This is a genomic window from Endozoicomonas sp. PH6C (assembly GCF_059322965.1).
Genome location: NZ_CP185342.1, coordinates 1890779 through 1908921 on the forward strand (window position 1 = coordinate 1890779; position 18143 = coordinate 1908921).

An 18143-nucleotide genomic window follows, 5' to 3' on the forward strand; every position below is an offset into this window, starting at 1 on the left:
ATGGAAGCAAGACCGCTTGATCCTTCGTATCCTATTGATAACAATTCTGCTCTGCTGACAACCGGAGGGCTGAATGATCCACTGCTGCCCAAGTTGAGAGATGCTATTAACCGGGCGCGGGAAATTGAGATTACGGTTGCCTTCATACGCATCAGTGGCTTGAAGTTGTTGTTTGGTGCTTTATGCGATGCAGTTGATCGCGGCATAGTGATTAAGGTGCTGACTTCTGATTATCTGGATGTGACTGACCCGCAGGCTTTGCGGGAACTGATGCTGTTAAAAGAGAGGGGCGCAGATATTCGCATTTATCAGTGCGATGGTCAGCAAAGCTTCCATATGAAGTCGTACATCTTTATCCATACCCATGATGGTGATTTTATTGAAGGCAGTGCTTATGTAGGCTCCAGTAATATCAGTAAAGCAGCATTAACCACGGGGCATGAATGGAATCTTCGTCTGCAATGTAAGGGCGACTCTGATGACCTTTATGTTCGGCAGTTTGCCCGTATCCGCCACCAGTTCCATGAAATTTTCAGACATAACCTTGTTCTTCCTTTAAGTCATGACTGGATTGATAGTTACCTGAAACGCCATCGTAAAATGCGGCTGGTGGCTGTTGAAGCTGAAGAACTCATTGAAGCCCCCACGCCCAGTGATATTCAAACTGAGGCTTTGCAGGCATTGCAACAATCACGACTGGATGGATATCAGCGAGGACTGGTGGTTTTGGCAACGGGTCTGGGTAAAACCTGGCTTGCGGCTTTTGATACTCAGCAATGCAAGGCAGAGAAAGTGTTGTTTGTAGCGCATCGTGAAGAGATTCTAATGCAGGCTCAGCAAACCTTTGTGCGAATTCGACCTGATGCACGCACCGGATTTTATAATGGCAAGCAGCGTAATAAAGAGGCTGATATGTTGTTTGCTTCCGTGCAGACCCTTGGGCGGCAGGAACACCTGAAACAGTTCAGCGAAGATCATTTTGATTATATTGTGGTGGATGAATTTCACCATGCCGATGCCAGAACCTACCGTAACCTTCTCAAGCATTTTGAGCCAACATTTTTGCTTGGGCTGACTGCGACACCAGAGCGAACCGATCAGGCTGATATTCTCAGTCTTTGCGACAACAACCTGGTGTTTGAGCGCAATCTGGTACACGGCATTAATGTACGTCTACTGACTCCTTTCCATTATTTTGGTATTAATGACAAATACGTCGATTACGATGAAATTCCATGGCGTAACGGCAAGTTTGATACCGGAGCTCTGGAGAGTGCCTTTGCTTCCCGTAAGCGGGCAGAGCATATTCTGAACCATTGGCAGGAAAAGAAGCAGGTAAGGACGCTCGGGTTTTGTATATCAAAGCGGCATGCAGATTTTATGGCAACGGTATTTACCAAAGCAGGGTTCCGGGCGGCAGCGGTTTATAGCGACTCTGAGCTTCGCCGACATGAAGCCCTGCAAAAGCTGGAAGCAGGTGAGTTGGATGTACTGTTTTCTGTAGACCTGTTTAACGAAGGGACTGACCTGCCTGCCATTGACACTGTGCTGATGCTTCGTCCTACAGAATCTAAAATTTTGTTTCTGCAACAGCTAGGGCGGGGGTTGCGCCTGCATAAAGACAAGCAGTATCTGGTAGTGATTGATTTTATTGGTAACCATAAATCGTTTCTGACCAAGCCGGTTGCCTTACACAATAGTCATTCTATCCGTCAGGTTACAGAGCAAATTAGACAACAGATCACCACTTTGCCCATTGGCTGTTTTGCTAACTATGACCCGGAAGTGGTTGATTTTCTGGAGCGTATGGCTCGCAAGCAAAAACCCAGCATGGTGGATGAGTATCAATCCCTGAAATCACTGCTTGGCTATCGCCCCACTGCGACAGAGTTTTATCATTATCTTGCGGAAACGGAGACTGACTTCAATAGAGTTCGATCTGAGCATGGCAGCTGGTTCAAACTGCTTGAACATTTGAAAGAGTTGAATAAATCCGAGTCGGAAGTGGCCAATAATCATCATCAGTTTTTACTGGATGGTATAGAGCAGACGAACATGACTAAATGCTTCAAGATGATTTTGCTTGATGCCTTTCTGGAGCTGGATGGTTTTATCTCGGCACCGACCACAGAAGCACTGGCCGCCAGAAGCTGGCATCTACTTAAGCGCCGACCAACGCTGTATAACTCTGAACTGCCTGCTGGGCAGCGAGCAATGTCTGCTGAAGATAACGGCTGGCATAATTACTGGAAAAGAAACCCAATCAAAGCGTTTGCTGAGGGAGAAAATACCTTTTTTGAAGTCAGACATGGCCGGTTTACTTTCAAAACGGATATACAGCGGGAACATCGGGATATTTTGCATCGGCTGGTGCAGGAGCTGGTAGAGCTGAGGCTGGAGCAGTACTGTGTGAGGAAGGGGCTGCGACAAAGCTAGTGATCATTAATATCATGCACTGGGCAACCTGTCCGAGCCAGAAATGCCCCACAGATTTTGCTGTCGAGGCAAAAAAACTATGTCTATTCTTTGGACTATTGAATTTCAGACTGCTATAGCTTGGGAAAACTTGAGCTTTATATAGGCAGGCTTTTGTTTCCGTAATGGATGGAGAAACTAAAGTTTCAACGTTAACTATTACAGAAACCCGCACTGCCGTGAGGCACCAAGCACTCTTCGCGAGTCATTCCACTCAGCAGCTTCTCTGCTGTAATGACACCAGAACTCAACCACTCTTGCTACCGGGTTGTTCTGTTCGTCAGAATAACCTGTCACATTTGCTGCCCATTTCTCAGAGCGTGAATACCTGTGTTTGCCATCACCCATTACATCGGGTCACAGGTAAATGCGCACTGAAATCCGGTTACAGCGCATTTTCAAAAAGCCGTTTCAAGAGACCCTTTCTGGATATATTGGCATCCGTACCCTACAGCCAGACCAGTGTCTTCTACCGGCACTTTCTGATGATTTGATCAACTTTTTTATAAGCAGGCGAACGTGCTAAACCCGGCCATTCTTCAGTATTGGTTATAACAGCAACCGCCTCAGCTGCTGGCATCAGCAAAGCTCAGCTCTCTGGAGCAATGAGCGTCACTGCCCGCAACCCTTGCGTTACAGGCTGTCCCGTCTGGCCACTGCGTGATGTGGCTTCGAATTGAACTTTGTTCAGGGTTTCGGGACTGATTGTCCGATGTGCCAGATTGGGATGGAGGGGTAGAGTTGTGTCTCGTTTTTTAAGTCGTAACGACCATAATTTTGGTTTTGGCCGACAATTGTCTTATGCCGGACGAAATGCGCTCAGGGCAATGATGCCGGGTCAGTTTTGTACGGTGGCAACCCATTCTGAGCGATGGAAACAGTTTTGTGCCTGGAGTCATACCCGGAATATTTTTGAAGCCCATCAGGTGAATAACCAGACATTGAAGCACTATGCCGTTTACCTACGGGCAAGGCTGGAGGGGCAGGGCAAACCATTATCTGTCGCCACAGCACAGAATCTGCTGTCTACCTGTAATGTGGTTCTTAAGGCTTTGCGAGGCAATGAAGATATAAGGATAAAACCCTCTGAGGCTTTGCAGGTAAACCGGGAGAAGATTCGCACTGAACCTCCAGAGCTAAGCAGGGAAAAGTTGGCTCAGGCACAAGCTGAGTTAATTTTGAAAGGGCAGGAGCGAATAGCAGCCGTTTTAGGTTTGTGTCGAGAGCTTGGGCTGCGTTCCCGAGAAGCTGTAATGCTTGATTGCCATAGGGCCTTTAAACAAGACAAAGCCTGCGGAAAAGTCGATATAGAGCGGGGTACAAAAGGTGGTCGTGGTAAATCGACGTCTACCAGTCCTTCACGAGTTGAACGGTGGGTTCCAGTATCCGGCTATGCACGTATGGCTTTGTCTCAAGCGGTAAAGTTACAGGGTGACAACGACTGCCTGATACCTGTCGGTAAGAAGCTTGAGGATTTTCTGGCACTGGTGCGAATGCACAGCGGTCCGGTTCTCAAAAAGTATGGGCTGAATAATCGGCACGATCTCCGGGCAGCCTACGCTTGCGAACAATATCAACAAATTACAGGTTGTTCTGCTCCCGTTTTATCAAGTGGTATCACCATTGATAAACACGACGATCTTCAAGCCCGAAAAGCCATCGCTGATCTGCTAGGCCATCACAGAAGCACTGTGGTTTCAGCCTACATTGGCAGTAATCAGCGAGATAGAAGCAAAGTGCAACTGCCGAAAAAAAGACGTTGAATTAGCGATCTGAAATAACTGGGCAACACGAAGAATCAGTCACTACGCAACCTGATTAAAATCAATGCGTTCCAGGTTTGCTGTATCGACCACTTGCCTGGCTTTCCACAAGTCAAAGCTCTCCTGAAGTGTCATCCAGCTTTCAGCAGAACCACCCAGTACTTCGGACAGTCGAATGGCCATTTCCGGTGAAACACCTGCTTTTTCATTCAGCAAACGATTGAAAGTACTTCTGGCCACGCCCAGTTGGTCGGCAATTCTGTTAGCGGTCATTGAGGTGAATGGCTCAATATAGGTGCGGTAGATCAATGCCCCTGGGTGAGGTGGGTCAAATTGTTGTATGGCCATCAGTGGTAATCCTCATAGTTTACGATGTAGGCATCTCCGTCTTTAAATTCAAACACAATGCGCCAGTTACGTTGATCTGAATACACAACAGAGGAACTTTATCAGGCAGCCAGAGAATATGTGAAAGCAAAATATAAGGATAAAGAAGTATACAGCCTTGCCTTGAATAGTAATGTAGTACTTAATTGGCAAGGCTTGAGGCACCCATTAAAACCTACTTATTACGACCGAAACCGGGCACTGGTCATTCCGGCACTTCCTAAACTTATCGGCAGTGCGATCAATCCAGTGTTTTTCAAAGGATCGTAGTGAAAGGAAAGACATAAAAGGACTCTACCATCTTGATGCAAAAACACTGGTTAAAGGTCAACCCTTTGATGTGAAGCTAGTGTTCAAGGTTCTGGAAAAAGGCACTAAACAGCATTATCAACTGGAAGCAGAAAAAGAAAACCCCGCTGCAATAACCGGTACTAGCAACATCTCATACGAGGTGGTTGACGTAGTGCTCCGTCCTCCAGCGGGGGATTCATTAACTTTAGACCAGCGCGCCACCGAGAAGTTCAATCCCGGCAAAGGCAAAAACGGCCCAAAGGCCTTCACGGTCGGCCTTCAATGGATGAAGGTGGTAGCCCGGTTTATCCATGTCATTAACGGTTTTTGCTGCACTGCCTATATTTGATAATCATTGTAGTTAGAATCAGGTCATGCAGGTCGCAAACCGCTTAGATCGTTGTCTTGGTAGACTCATAACTTGCATCATCAGACTGATATGAAACCCGCTCAATTCCGCACACAGTGTGTGCTGAATCTCTGAAATAGAAAATAGAATCGTGAATGACTAAAGCCCTAAGCAAGTTGTGGACGACTCGAAAAAATTGAATTACCGATCATGTGTCCTATAGTTACCACTCCTTCCTGGAATATGATCTATGGCGTAGTGACCTCATCCTTGATGAGACCGCTACAACGGTAATGATCAGAATACGATCTCACAGGTCAGTGTGTTTTGCAGATCCGGCAGATAAAACACGCGCAGCGGTGAGGTGGTTGTCACAGGGAAGTGGCATTCCGGAATCAGCCTGTCAGCTTTGCGATCAGGCATTCAGAGCATCAATTTTCAAATGACGTTAGCAGAGAAAGTCTGTTTTCGTGTCCATTGATCGCTTCGGTGATCCACCTACGTCGTATGAGCTTCTGGCTTCGCCAGAATCTTATTCGTGCCTCACGGCAACTGCTCCTGCGTTGCCCTAGCTCCGGCATCCGTGCCGTCGTGCATGGCAGAATTTCTCTGTCATGCGGGGAAGTTCTGTCTTGCATCTTGTTTTCAGGAAAGTGAGAGAGAACTTCTTATGAATCATTCTTGTGTTGTTAATGATAGTGGCAGTGCCAACGATCTGGTGGCTCGTTTTGCGGAGCGCTATGGCTTCCGTGAAGATGAGTTGTTGAATACTTTGGCGCAGACTGCGTTTCGACAGCAGAACGGCAGCGTTCCCACCCGGGAGCAAATGCTGTCTTTGCTGGCAGTGGCAGACAGCTATGGTTTGAACCCATTTATCCGGCAGGTGTGGGCTTTATCCGACAGAAAAGGTGGAGTATTGCCTGTGATATCTGTCGATGGTTGGGTTTGTATCATGAACTCGTATCAAGAAAGTGATGGGATTGAATTCGGTTATCCCGATGAACTTATCCAGTTCGATGAGGATATGAAACCCTGCCATCCCTGGATTGAGTGCACGGTTCACCGTAAAGATCGGGAACATGCGATCCGGGTGCGTGAGTATCTTGATGAGCTGTACCGGCCTGCGGTGATAAAGAATGGCAAGAAATTTCCTGGCCCCTGGCAGACTTGTCCTAAGCGAATGCTTCGCCATAAGTCTCAGATTCAGGCCATTCGGATTTCCTATGGTCTCAGCGGATTATTTGAACCGGATGAAGCTGAACGGTTACTGGAAACCCAGATGGATGATCCTGTGCCTGATCTGCGGGAGTCTGAGTCAAAGCTGGCAGAAGCAGCGGGCAAGAAAGTGAAGGAAAATGCTGGGCTTGTGTCGCCTGAGCCGGATGTTCAGGATGACACGCTGGCTGAGATAGCAGGGGAATTATTACCGGCGAAAGCCATTATTGGTGATGAAGTGCCTGAGCCCAATGGTCTTGAACCACAGGTTGTGTCGTTTATTGAGCAGATTGTGGAACGAGCCAGGGGAACAGGAGCCTTTACCGCCGCTCAGGGTTTTGCCCAGGAGCGGTTTAAGGAAGATGGTAATGCTCTGAATTACTGCCTGTTCCGGCTGGATGTGGCGCAGGCAGAATCAGCAAAACAGGCTGTTTAAGGTGATTTGTGATGAAGCAGGTCAATCTTGAGCAACGATCAAAGGAATGGTTCGACTGGAGAAGCTGCGGTATCACAGCCAGTGATGCTGCTGTGATTCTCGGGCAATCGCCTTATAAATCTCGTTGGCAGCTTTGGTGTGAAAAGAAAGGTGCAGAGAAATCAGGGATTCTGAAGGAACCGGATTTATCTTCAAACCCTCATGTTCAACGTGGCGTTGAGGATGAAGACGACGCAAGGATTCGGATGGAAGAAGCGTTGGGCGATGCGCCGCTCTTGCCCGTTTGTGGAGAGTGGGAACAGAACCCAAGGCTGCGTGGCAGTTTTGACGGTATGACCAGGGACGGTATTCCGGTAGAACTGAAAGCGCCAAGTGAAAAAGTCTATCAGGATGTGAAGACTTTGAAGGGGCAGTCGGAAGGCTATCGACGTGCATTTGCACAAGTGCAGTTTCAGATGTTGGTTGCAGACTCTAATCGCGCCTGGCTCTGTTTTTACCGAAAAGGTAGGCCGATTCTTCCGGTCTGTATCAGCAGGGACGATCACCTGATTCAGCAGTTGCGGATAGAAGCAGAAGCTTTCTGGCAGCTTGTCGAAGACGATGATGAGCCGGAGAAAGATCCGAATCTGGATGTTTTTGTGCCAGAAGGTCCGACGGAGCAAGTGCATTGGCTCAAGCTGGCAATGGTCTATCGCCGTCGTCAGTATCGTCTCGATGAGTTGAAAGAGAAGCTGGAAACCGGGAAGTCTCAACAGAAGCTGCTGCAACAGGAGTTGCAAAAGTTGATGGGAGCATTCCGGGTAGCTGAGTCTGATGGTTTACGTATCTGCTGCAGTGAATGCAGTGGTTCCATAGATTATCAGAAAGCGCTGGAAGCATTGTGCAAACAACACCAGCTGGCGTTGCCGGATCTTGATGCTTTTCGCCGCAAGGCGAGAGAACAGGTAAGGGTAACCTTGTTGGAAAAGAGAGTGGACGACAGAGAGTCAGAAATTGAAGTGTCTGAGAATGATCGGTTGATCTTAAACCCTACCGTCAGTAAACAGAACTTCTATTTCTGAATCCAATTTTCATTAACCCGGGCGGGGCAGTTGTTTTCCCCATCCGGGGGAGATTTCTGCCCTTTTTTTGTTTTATGAGAGTGCAGGATATTAACAATGGAAAATGATGCTCAGTCTGAGTCAGCGGGTTTGCAACCGGCGTTTTATGAGCTGAATGAAACCTTCGATCTGGATTCCAATCAACTGATTCTGCTCGAAGGTTATAAGGAATGTGGGCATCCGGCAGTACCGGCCGTTCAGCCTTATGTATTTGACAGAGACCGACTGCGGAAGCTGCTGGCGTTTCTGGATAATCCGGAGGGTGATGGCTTGTATTTGTGCGGTCCGACAGGGTGTGGGAAAACCAGTCTGGTTTCCCAAGCTGCTGCAAGGTTGCACTGGCCAGTGCAGATGGTGCCTGTTCATGGAAGGTTAGAGCTGGATGATTTGCTGGGGCAGAAAGTGTTGAATAAGGGATCAACTCCCTTCCAATATGGCGCTCTCAGCATTGCGGTAAAAGACGGTCATATTCTGATCCTGGATGAGATGGATGTTGCCGACCCGGCAGAACTCGCTGGATTGTATGATCTGCTGGACGGTGCGCCTCTGGTATTGGCGCAAAACGGCGGAGAAATTATTCCGGTGCATCCACGATTCCGGTTTGTTGCCACCGGTAACAGTGCTGGAGCAGGGGATGGCAGTGGTTTGTATCAGGGAGTACTACGACAGTCATTAGCCTGGTTGGATCGTTTTCGTGTGATTTCGGTGGATTATCCCGACGAATTCACAGAGCTGATGATTCTTAACCAGGTGGTGCCCGACCTGCCCGTTGTCGTCAGAGAAAAGATGGTGAAACTCGCTAACGAGGTGCGTCGTCTGTTCACGGGTGATTCTGATGGAAGAGCTGGAGAAGGCGAATCGCAGCTCAGTGTCACTTTGTCCACTCGTGGACTGGCGCGCTGGGCAAGGTTATCACTCCGGTTTCAGGGTGCACCCAGAGTATTTGAGTATGCGCTGGAACAAGCCCTGACTGCCAGAGTGGAACCTGCGGAGCGACAGGCGATTCATCGGATTGGGCATGATGTATTCGGAGACTTGTGGTCTTCAGGAGTGGACTCATGACAGATCACGCTGTTGTAGACAAAGTTCTGGATCAAATGTCTGTGATTGCCCTGGACTGCTCCATCTGGTCGGGCGCTCGTCGTCTGAAACCAGAGGATTTGGTGCTGGGAAAAGGTGGTCAATTGCCGTCTGATGAAGTGGTATCGCTGGGAAGCAAAAAACTCTGTAAACGGGAAGTGCTCAAGCCATTTCATCGTCTGAGAGATCAGGCGTGTCGGCTCTGTGGTAGAGAAGGTGTGCGGTTTCTGAGTGGTTATGCTGTGCCCGATCATTATGTTTCAGGTTTAAGCCTGAAACTGGATCAGGTTCAGCAGGACTTTAACCAGGAAAAGCAGGTGTTTCTGACAGGCTATGACCAGCATATTCAGGAATGGGTGAGTGCCCATCCTGATTTTGCCGAAGCCATAAGAAGTGCCGTGCCGGATGCTCAGCATGTAGGTCAACGTTTTCATTTTGGTTACACGACCTACAAAGTAGTGGCATCGCCCCAGCCGGAGAATCTGAATCAACAGGTAAACCAGTTGGGTGGCACACTGCGAGAAGAAATCAGCCGGGATGCCCAGACTCTGTTTGAGCAAACCTTTAAAGGGAAAAACAAAGTCTCCCGTAAAGCTCTGAATCCGATTCTTCGGCTCAGAGATAAACTGCACGGTCTGTCGTTTGTTGATCCCGGAATTTCGCCCATAGTGCAACGGCTGGATGCCGGGTTATCGCAATTGCCTAACAACGGAGCATTGGAGGGTGAGGTGCTGACTCAGCTGATGGAGCGGGTTTTACTGCTGTGTTCTGTGGAGCAAATGGAGCGTTGTGCGGAAGGTTTGACGGCTCTTGAACCTGTGAAGGTGCAGGATCAGGAAATGCCTCAAACCCAGTCGTCGGCATTAAATGAGATAGAGATTCAGGAAGAACCTCTTAAAGAGCAACGGGTTGTGATACCCGAGGAAACGGTGCCTACAGCTACTTTCTACTTCTGAACCGGTTGGTGTAAGCCAGCCACCCCAAGCGGGACATAGTGCCCGCCGGGGCAGGAGCTATGTCCCTTTTCTTATGCATATGAGGTATTTCGATATGGCTCCTGTTTTACACAAAGCACTCCCAATTGTTGGCAGTGCATTGGGCAGAAAAATGGGTGTTCGGGTTGAAGTCTCTGGTCGTAAAGCGTGCACCGATGGTGAGTGCATCTGGATTCCAGCCTTTGACCCGCAGCGACGTGAACAGGAAACCCTTTGCTGGGGATTCTTGAGTCATGAGGCCGCCCATGTGCGTTACACGGATTTTGATCTGGACTATGAAGGCTCTGCTCTTCGGCACAGGCTAACTAACCTGCTTGAGGACATTCGGATCGAAAAAGCAATCAGCCAGGAATACCCTGGTGCTGGCTTTTCGCTTGCAGAAGTCATCCGGCAGTTAGTGGCTGAAGGTCGTGTAGGTGCACCAAAAAAGAGTGATCCACCTGTGAAAGTGTTAAACGACTCTTTATTGTCGATTCTGCGCTACGAGGTGCTGGGACAGATCGCTTTGGAGCAGGAAGCAGCGAAAGCCCGTGAAGTGATGAGTGACTGTTTTTCCAGACAATTACTGGATTCACTTGATGAACATTTGGTCAAGGTGCCTGACCTGAAGAGCACGAGGGAAGCTTTGAGTCTGGCTGACCAGATTATCGCGTTATTTCAGAATCTCAGCCATGAAAATTCTGAAAGCGAAGATTCAGGTGAGGCAAGTGCGGAAAAAACAGAAAATTCGTCAGTAGATCAGGAAACCTATTCTCAGCATTCTGATACACAGGATCAGGAGGATAAATTAGATTCTGTGTCAGATGATGATCTGGAATCCGATTCTGAGGAAGGAAAAGAAATAAAAACTGAGAAGTTGTCAGGAAACGATGATCAATCTGTTTCAGCAAACGGAGAAGCTTCAGACAAGGCTGAAGACCCGATTCTGAAACGAATCCTGGAGTCGTCCGATGTTGACTGGCCTGAAGACCTCTACGAATCCGTGGCAGGACAGCTTGAATGCTGGAGTTATAAGCAATCACCCAGATTGTCAGCAATAACTACGACACCTGGAATTGATGAAGTGTTCATAAATGATGAAGGCAGAGAGGCAGCAAAGGATTTGCTCTGGAAGGTAAAGTCAGAATCCGCTCGTCTAGCTGCACAGCTAGCCGGATTGGTTCAGGCGAAGACCTTAACCAGAGATCGCACTGGCAAGCGAGGTATGAGAATCAATGGTAAAAGGCTGCACAGGATAGCTCTGGACGATGGTCGTCTTTTTAAACGACGTTCAGAATCCATAGAAACCAATGCGACTGTTCATATTTCTCTCGATATCTCAGCGTCCATGGGCCCGCGGATGGAGCTGGCAAGGGAAGCGGTTCTGGCTTTGATAATGGCATTGAAGCCGATCAAAGGTGTCACTGTGACGGCTTCTGCCTATCCGGGCACCGTGTCTGACCGGGTATACCCAATAGTTTCAGGCAAGGATTCAGATCTGCGAATTGCAGGAATACTCTCTGCTCTGGACAGTCATGGCTCAACCCCCATGGCCACAGGATTGTGGTACGCAGTGCATCAGATTTGCCAGTCAAATGCCGAAAGGCGCTTGATTCTGATGATTACCGATGGAGCACCGGATATTGATCACTATCATGCGGTGGTTGATCTGGTGAAACGTTGTGGGTATTCAGGGATAGATGTTGTGGGGCTGGGGATCAGTATTCAGTTGCTGGAGGAGTTGTTTCCAAGAAATCTGATGATTGAGCAGTTGGGGCAGCTAAAGTCCTCTCTCTTCACTTTGACCAGGGACTGGTTGGTTCAATAGGTTGTGGATCAGATTGATGGAGATTAATAAAACCGGGCAGGGAGTGCCCTTTATAAATGTTTTCCTGCTTGCCAATATGGTTAACGCCGGTGAAGTAGAGTGGCCGAGTTTTGCTTTCATTGGTAAAGGATCCGCTGTTCACAGAGGAGCTGGCATTGCTTTTAAGCAGAAAATCTTTAAGCTCACTGACCGTAGTTGGGTAGTCTCAATGAACTACCACCAAAAAAAGCTTGCCGAATATATTCGGGGCTGGATGGATTATTTCAGAACAAAGGAACAATACTGCACCATAACGCAAGTGGAACAATGGATACGTCGGCGCATCCGTTGCTGTTTTATCAAACAGTGGCGTAAACCGAAAGCCCGTTATAGAAATCTGATCAAGCTAGGCGTTAATCATATAAAGCCGCTTCGATCGCAGCCAGTAGCAAAGGGTATTACCGGTTGAGCAAAACCTTCGCAACACAGCGGGCAATCAACGGCAGTTACCTTACAAAACCTGGGCTTGTTTCTCAGAAAGAGTTGTGGACCAGATTTGACTATCCTCGGTGAACCGCTCGGTGCGGACCCGCATGCCGTTGTGGTTAGGGAGGGCTGGAGAAAGACCAGCTCTTACCCGATTTATACTGCGTTTAATCGATTTATGTTAAAGGTTCACAGGCTCTGACAAACATAAGCCCAAAGTCAGTTAAGTGAAGCCGAGAATAACCATTTTCTCCATTCTGGATAGTTCTTTCATCATCTTCAAAGGTTGGCTCTTGTTTGTATATCGGAAATTCTACTAGGCCCAGTGAAGTTAGATGAGAAGTGTATACGTAGAAATTATTTCGATAAATAAGATCCGAGACCGGAAACTCTTGATAAGTAATTTCTTTTCTATGAAACCTATTCTTTTCTCTGTCCAATACTGAGTGGTAATGTTCTTCATACGGTTTTTCTGATAGATGATGAAGTATCAGAGCTTCGTCAGGAGAAAGATGACCAATAACTTTAACAAATGCCGGATGAGCTGAACCAACATTTTCTTTATCTATGGCTTTTGCTAAGAGGCTTAGATACATTTCGGATATCGCATCCCCATCCTCTAAGTATCTAAGCTCGTCAAATATAGGCCCAGCAATATTTGATGGTGCTTGAATTCTATTTTTTTTTGGTACTCTTCTAACAGTTCGGTCAATCCATACAGATAACCTATCTTGATATGCAGCTGCTATTTGCAGTGGCGCAGTAAACAACCTCAATGCTTTAACTGCATCTGTTAAGGCATGACCTGTCTCCAAAATAGGATCTTTAAGTCCATCACCATAAATTTTCTCAGCAGCCTTACTGTCTAGAATTTCAGGAATTATTTTTGAGATTTCTTCGTCCATACTCAATTCTCGTAAACGCCAAATAAACCCACGCCCTTCAGAATCAAAACCCCATTTGAAATGATTAGCCTCCCGATATAAGGAGGCCAATATGTCAAAGAAATTACCCGCAGACAGTGAATGGCTAGAGCGTGTTCAGTCGTGGCGGGATTCAGGTTTGACTCAGAGTGCGTGGTGCCAACAGCATGGTATAAGGGTATCCAAATTCGGATACTGGAAGCGTAAACTCGACACAACCCCCAGCGTAAAACCGACCCCGAACAACTCTGGCTTTGTCCAGGTAACACCCCAACCAGAACCTGGTGCGCCTTCTCGGATAACACCACTCTCCATCACCCTACCCAGTGGTGTAACAGTGTCCGGTATTGATGAAAGTAACCTGTCGCTTTGTGAGCAACTGGTGAGGGATATGCTATGAACACCCCGGTTATGCGACCGTCAGAGGTATTACCAAAGGTGTTTCTCTACCGGGAGCCGATTGACTTTCGCAAGTCATTTCGTGGGCTTGCTGTGTTGGTTGAACAAGAGCTGGGGCACAACCCCTTTGACGGCTATTTATATGCGTTTACCAACCGGCAGCGTAATAAAATCAAGTGCCTGTTCTGGGAAGATAATGGTTTTGTGCTTTATTACAAGAGCCTGTCTGAGGACAAATTCCACTGGCCCAAACCGGACGAAGAGCTGGTTACATTAACCGGGAAACAATTAAACTGGCTGCTGGACGGCTACAATCTCAATGCCATGCAACCCCATAAAAAAAGGCATTATGAGAGCTGTTTTTAGTCCTGTTTTTCAGGGTTTTATGGTAAAATAGCGACCATGAAATCGACCGCCGACACTCTGATTTTTCAGCCGAAATCCGCACTGGATTTGCCCTTTCATCAGGCTGAGACTAACCCTGAAATGGTCGCCTTGTTTGAGGCGATCCATTCGCAGGAAAGTGTCATTCTTGAAAAAGAAAATGCCCTTCTTGAAAAAGAAAATGCCCTTCTTGAAAAAGACGACATTATTCAAAAGAAGTCAGAGGTCATCGATTCTCAAAAAAAACGCATTGCGCAACTGGAAGAGTACCTGAGGCTCTCCCGATCCCGCCTGTACGGAAGAAGCACTGAAAAAAACAACAGCCAGGTCGACATTTTCAACGAGGTGGAGCTGGAAGGCTGCACCGGAGAGCAAGACGAAGCTGAAGGTCAGCCAGAGCAAGAGCCTCCAAAACCACGCAAAAAGAAAACAGGGCGCAAGTCATTTTCAGAGTCTCTGCCCAGAGTGCAGGAACGCTCTGAACTCAGTGAAGAAGAAAAAGCCGGAGCCATTGATACCTTCTTTGTCAAAGTCCGTGAAGAGCTTGATATCGTTCCGACCAAGGTTCAGGTGAAAGAAATTCTGCAAGAGAAAGCAGTCTTTCCAGAAGTCGATGAGCATGGACAGGAGAAGCGGGTCATTAAAGTTGCAGAGCTGCCAAAACACCCACTGCCCAAATCTTCACTCTCTGTTTGCACACTGGCCTGGATCATTGTCTCCAAGTACTGCGACGCACTGCCTTTGTACAGGCAAGAGAATATCCTCAAGCGATACGGTGGCTCTGTCACCCGGACGACGATGGCCAACTCTTTGATTCGGCTGTCTACAGAACTGCGGCCACTCATCAATTTGATGAGAGATCATCAAAAGACCGGTTCGGTGATCCATGCTGACGAAACCCGAATTCAGGTGATCAAGGAAACCAGCAAGTCCATCAACTCTGACAAATATATGTGGGTCAGCCTTGGTGGGCCATCCGGACAAACATCGGTGGTGTTTGAATACGATCCCTCAAGAGGCAAGGAGGTTCCCCTGCGTCTGTTCGAAGGGTTCAGCGGTTACCTGCAAACTGACGGGTATGCCAGTTACGACGCTGTATGCAAACAAGAAGGCATCACCCAGGCGGGTTGCTTCGACCACGTTCGCAGGAAATTTCTGGATGCCAGGAAGGGCGAAGCCAAACCGGGCAAAAAGGTGAAAAACACCCGCGTTAGCAAGGCGAATGTCGCTTTAGGCAAAATCGGTAAGCTTTACGCCATTGAGAAAGAAATAGGAGATCTTCCTCCATCAGAAAAAGCCATCCTGCGTCAGCAAAAGAGTAAGCCACTACTGGACGACTTTCATGTATGGCTGGAGAAAAACATAACCAGGCTAGACCCGGGCAGCCTGTCGCACCAAGCCATGAGCTATGCATTGAACCAATGGCCAAAACTGGTCGTTTACTGTGACAACGGCCACCTGGATATCAGTAATGCCGCAGCGGAAAACACCATCCGCCCCTTCGCTATTGGCCGCAAGAACTGGATGTTTGCAGACACGCCAAAAGGGGCGCAAGCCAGTGCCCTTTTATACAGCCTGATTGAAAGCGCAAAGGTGAATGGTCTGGAGCCTTTCAATTACCTGAACCATATTTTAAAAGAGCTGCCTTACGCCGATACCGTTGAGAAACTGGAACAGCTTCTCCCCTGGAATGTTAAGACAGGCAAAGAATAAGAAATCTTGGGGGCGGCAGCCAGTACGCTGGTTTATTTGGCGCTTACCAATTCTCCGCTCAGCTGTATAACGCCTGCGTGTGGGGTGCCGCCACAGGCGGCATCTCAGGTAGCTTGCTGCCGATACCACGCTCTTGGTACGCCCGGCATGGGCATGAACTTATGGGGTGAAAGTCCCCTGTGGCTAAACCAGCATCGGATCTTGCGCCTAATAAGCCAACCGATGATAACCACTAGTGTAGTGCGACCTAATTAACAGTACATAAAGACTCCTAACGGTCTACTATGGATGTTATTCCAACCACTGCCTGTTTTTACTATGCGAGTTGCCACAGAGATAATACTTGATGCTTCTGAAGAAATACGACTCAGAAAGATTACTTCATCAAATACTTGCCCTCTTCGCTTGGCCCGCCGTGCCCAGATTGTTCTTCTCTCTGCAGAAGGAAAAAGCAATCTTGAGATTGCGCAAATACTGAAGATCGGTCGTCATCAGGTCAGCCGCTGGCGTGACCGATATGCTCAGGAAGGCTTCTCCGGGATTGAACAGGATCGAGCTCGCAGTGGCCGTAAAAAGAAGATTGATGCTGCTGAGATTGTGAGTCTGACCACAAACACCCTTCCGGAAAATGCCACTCACTGGAGCACCCGAACTATGGCTGCTGTTAGCGGTATCAGTGAGAGAAGTGTTCGCCGGATATGGCATGCATATGGCCTCAAGCCTCACCTGGAAAAGACATTCAAGGTGTCCCGAGACCCGAAATTTGTGGAGAAGCTTGAAGATATTGTCGGACTCTATCTGTCTCCTCCTGAACATGCGTTGGTGCTGTGCTGTGATGAAAAAAGTCAGGTTCAGGCACTCGATCGAACACAGCCTGGCTTACCGTTGAAGAAAGGGCGTGCCGCAACAATGACTCATGATTATAAACGACATGGTACAACCACTCTCTTTGCAGCACTGAATGTACTTGATGGTGCTGTCATCGGTCAGTGCCAGCAGCGTCATACCCATGTGGAATGGTTGAAGTTTCTTAAACAGATAAATAGGGAAACGGCAAAAGACAAAGAGCTGCACCTGATTTGCGACAACTATGCGACTCACAAACACCCGAAGGTGCGAGAATGGCTGGAAAAACATCCTCGTTTTCATATGCACTTTACGCCAACGTCAGCATCATGGTTAAACATGGTTGAGAGATTTTTTCGGGATCTCACGAGTCAGCGTTTACGCCGTGGTGTGTTTGTCAGTGTGCCACAGCTAGTCAGTGCGATTGATGAATATATTGAAAAGCATAATCAAAATCCAAAGCCGTTTATCTGGACTGCTAAGGCAAATGATATCTTAGAAAAAGTCGTTCGGGCTAATCGCCGGTTAAGTTGCAAAAAGAACGACGCACTACACTAGCTTAAGGCAAGTGCAATCCTGCGAGGGATTGTGCGGAGGCAGTCTGACTGCAAAGGTGCGAGCCGACGGAGACTGGGCGTCCCCCAGAAATCGCATACAAGGCCGTGGTGTGTCATGAGAACAGAGTCGGTCTGTTCGTAACTGTAAAAGAGATGGAGGTAGGCCCTCCGGTGGCGGCTTCTGGAAGTGACCACCAAACCACTGTGAGCTGCGCTGATTAAGAGTCAGGGTGGTGAGCGTTACAGAAAAGGCGCAACAAAATTGCGTCAGGTACGAAGTCAGGAGATGAACACAAGTAAACCACTGATGACGTGTCGTAAGTATGTACATTGACATCAAAACTGGGGAGCTTGGCTGCTCCACGATAAGTCCAGAGGTTATCCAGTTACTGTCTGGGCGGTGTCCGGCACAAAGGTGGCATGAACTGATTTCAGGCTCTTTTGCGGAACATGAGAACCTGTCGCTCTGGTGTTAAGGAGCCAGCCAAGCTGACGAAACAGCAAGGCTCTGAGTACCAATACAGGGCACAGGGGCGGATCAGCTCGTACGATTACATGGACGTAATCGGTAGACAATGCAGGAGGATATTGTCGAGTAGTGATGAAGTACCTGTAATGGGTGTGGAGCGAAGGGGCTGACTTATCCAGCGGAAGGAATAGATCAACCAACCTAACGGAATGAATCTATGACTGATGCAAAACCGTTCACAATTTCGAAAAGGCTTGTCTGGCAAGCCTGGCAGAAGGTGAAGGCCAACAAGGGTGACGCTGGCATTGATGGTCAGTCATTGGCTGACTTTGAAGCTGACTTGAGCGGTAACCTTTATAAATTATGGAACAGGAAGTCATCGGGAAGCTACTTTCCTCCCCCCGTCATGCGTGTAGACATCAACAAGAAAGATGGAGGCACGAGACCGCTGGGATTACTGACTGTAGTGGTCAAGTAAAAACGGACACC

General features: G+C 48.0%; 18 protein-coding genes. 14 read left to right on the plus strand and 4 right to left on the minus strand.

The features are described from left to right. The gene (locus ACOMG9_RS07675; protein ID WP_448216469.1) at nt 1-2436 is read left to right on the plus strand and encodes a DEAD/DEAH box helicase family protein; all 2436 of its coding nucleotides are present in this window, start codon (nt 1-3) and stop codon (nt 2434-2436) included. A 198-nt stretch (nt 2437-2634) separates the two neighbouring features. Here ACOMG9_RS07675 and ACOMG9_RS07680 read toward each other — a convergent pair whose 3' ends face one another. Continuing rightward, entirely contained in the window at nt 2635-2772 is a 138-nt protein-coding gene (locus tag ACOMG9_RS07680; RefSeq protein ID WP_448216470.1) for a hypothetical protein, read from the minus strand. Nucleotides 2773-3218: 446 nt separating this feature from the next. Here ACOMG9_RS07680 and ACOMG9_RS07685 point away from each other — a divergent pair, with 446 nt between their 5' ends. Continuing rightward, nucleotides 3219-4238 carry an integrase domain-containing protein gene (locus ACOMG9_RS07685; RefSeq protein WP_494530021.1) on the plus strand — a complete coding sequence of 340 codons (1020 nt, stop codon included), beginning with the start codon at nt 3219-3221 and terminating at the stop codon, nt 4236-4238. Between the two features lie 42 nt (nt 4239-4280). Here the strand turns inward: ACOMG9_RS07685 and ACOMG9_RS07690 are convergent, their stop codons facing one another. After that, on the minus strand, nt 4281-4586 hold the full coding sequence (locus tag ACOMG9_RS07690) for a HigA family addiction module antitoxin (protein WP_448216472.1): 306 nt from the start codon (nt 4584-4586) through the stop codon (nt 4281-4283). A gap of 388 nt (nt 4587-4974) precedes the next feature. On the opposite strand from ACOMG9_RS07690, the gene ACOMG9_RS07695 reads away from it, so the two are divergent. Further along, a complete protein-coding gene (locus ACOMG9_RS07695; RefSeq protein ID WP_448216473.1) occupies nt 4975-5265 on the plus strand; it encodes a hypothetical protein in 291 nt (96 codons plus the stop codon). Between the two features lie 297 nt (nt 5266-5562). Here the strand turns inward: ACOMG9_RS07695 and ACOMG9_RS07700 are convergent, their stop codons facing one another. Next, nucleotides 5563-5688, minus strand: a complete 126-nt coding sequence (locus tag ACOMG9_RS07700; RefSeq protein ID WP_257253224.1) for a hypothetical protein — start codon at nt 5686-5688, stop codon at nt 5563-5565. A 247-nt stretch (nt 5689-5935) separates the two neighbouring features. On the opposite strand from ACOMG9_RS07700, the gene ACOMG9_RS07705 reads away from it, so the two are divergent. The 6 genes from ACOMG9_RS07705 (at nt 5936) to ACOMG9_RS07730 (ending at nt 12346) form a co-directional block, all read left to right on the plus strand. Further along, complete coding sequence (locus ACOMG9_RS07705) at nt 5936-6916, plus strand: recombinase RecT (protein ID WP_494530022.1); 981 nt, start codon at nt 5936-5938, stop codon at nt 6914-6916. An 11-nt stretch (nt 6917-6927) separates the two neighbouring features. Further along, nucleotides 6928-7977: a lambda-exonuclease family protein gene (locus tag ACOMG9_RS07710; RefSeq protein ID WP_494530023.1), complete on the plus strand. Its 1050-nt coding sequence runs from the start codon at nt 6928-6930 to the stop codon at nt 7975-7977. A 96-nt stretch (nt 7978-8073) separates the two neighbouring features. Next, nucleotides 8074-9078 (plus strand): AAA family ATPase, encoded by a 1005-nt coding sequence (locus ACOMG9_RS07715; RefSeq protein ID WP_494530024.1) that lies wholly within the window; start codon nt 8074-8076, stop codon nt 9076-9078. Next, nucleotides 9075-10052, plus strand: a complete 978-nt coding sequence (locus ACOMG9_RS07720) for a DUF3150 domain-containing protein (RefSeq protein WP_494530025.1) — start codon at nt 9075-9077, stop codon at nt 10050-10052. The genes ACOMG9_RS07715 and ACOMG9_RS07720 overlap by 4 nt, the downstream gene beginning before the upstream one ends. 94 nt (nt 10053-10146) lie before the next feature. Then, nucleotides 10147-11898 carry a vWA domain-containing protein gene (locus ACOMG9_RS07725; RefSeq protein WP_494530026.1) on the plus strand — a complete coding sequence of 584 codons (1752 nt, stop codon included), beginning with the start codon at nt 10147-10149 and terminating at the stop codon, nt 11896-11898. Nucleotides 11899-11914: 16 nt separating this feature from the next. Continuing rightward, on the plus strand, nt 11915-12346 hold the full coding sequence (locus ACOMG9_RS07730) for a group II intron maturase-specific domain-containing protein (protein ID WP_494530027.1): 432 nt from the start codon (nt 11915-11917) through the stop codon (nt 12344-12346). Nucleotides 12347-12539: 193 nt separating this feature from the next. On the opposite strand, the gene ACOMG9_RS07735 is transcribed toward ACOMG9_RS07730, so the two are convergent. Then, the gene (locus ACOMG9_RS07735) at nt 12540-13268 is read right to left on the minus strand and encodes a DUF4393 domain-containing protein (RefSeq protein WP_494530028.1); all 729 of its coding nucleotides are present in this window, start codon (nt 13266-13268) and stop codon (nt 12540-12542) included. 91 nt (nt 13269-13359) lie between these two features. Here ACOMG9_RS07735 and tnpA point away from each other — a divergent pair, with 91 nt between their 5' ends. The 5 genes from tnpA (at nt 13360) to ACOMG9_RS07760 (ending at nt 18132) form a co-directional block, all read left to right on the plus strand. Further along, nucleotides 13360-13686, plus strand: coding sequence for an IS66 family insertion sequence element accessory protein TnpA (gene tnpA, locus ACOMG9_RS07740; protein WP_448215653.1), 327 nt, complete (start codon nt 13360-13362; stop codon nt 13684-13686). Beyond that, nucleotides 13683-14051 (plus strand): IS66 family insertion sequence element accessory protein TnpB, encoded by a 369-nt coding sequence (gene tnpB / locus ACOMG9_RS07745; protein ID WP_448215654.1) that lies wholly within the window; start codon nt 13683-13685, stop codon nt 14049-14051. Before tnpA ends, tnpB begins: the two co-directional genes overlap by 4 nt. A 36-nt stretch (nt 14052-14087) precedes the next feature. Next, nucleotides 14088-15782: an IS66 family transposase gene (gene tnpC / locus ACOMG9_RS07750; protein WP_494530029.1), complete on the plus strand. Its 1695-nt coding sequence runs from the start codon at nt 14088-14090 to the stop codon at nt 15780-15782. 318 nt (nt 15783-16100) lie between these two features. Beyond that, the gene (locus tag ACOMG9_RS07755; RefSeq protein ID WP_448218589.1) at nt 16101-17186 is read left to right on the plus strand and encodes an IS630 family transposase; all 1086 of its coding nucleotides are present in this window, start codon (nt 16101-16103) and stop codon (nt 17184-17186) included. Between the two features lie 685 nt (nt 17187-17871). Next, a complete protein-coding gene (locus tag ACOMG9_RS07760) occupies nt 17872-18132 on the plus strand; it encodes a hypothetical protein (RefSeq protein ID WP_494530030.1) in 261 nt (86 codons plus the stop codon). The last annotated feature ends 11 nt before the right edge of the window (nt 18133-18143 follow it).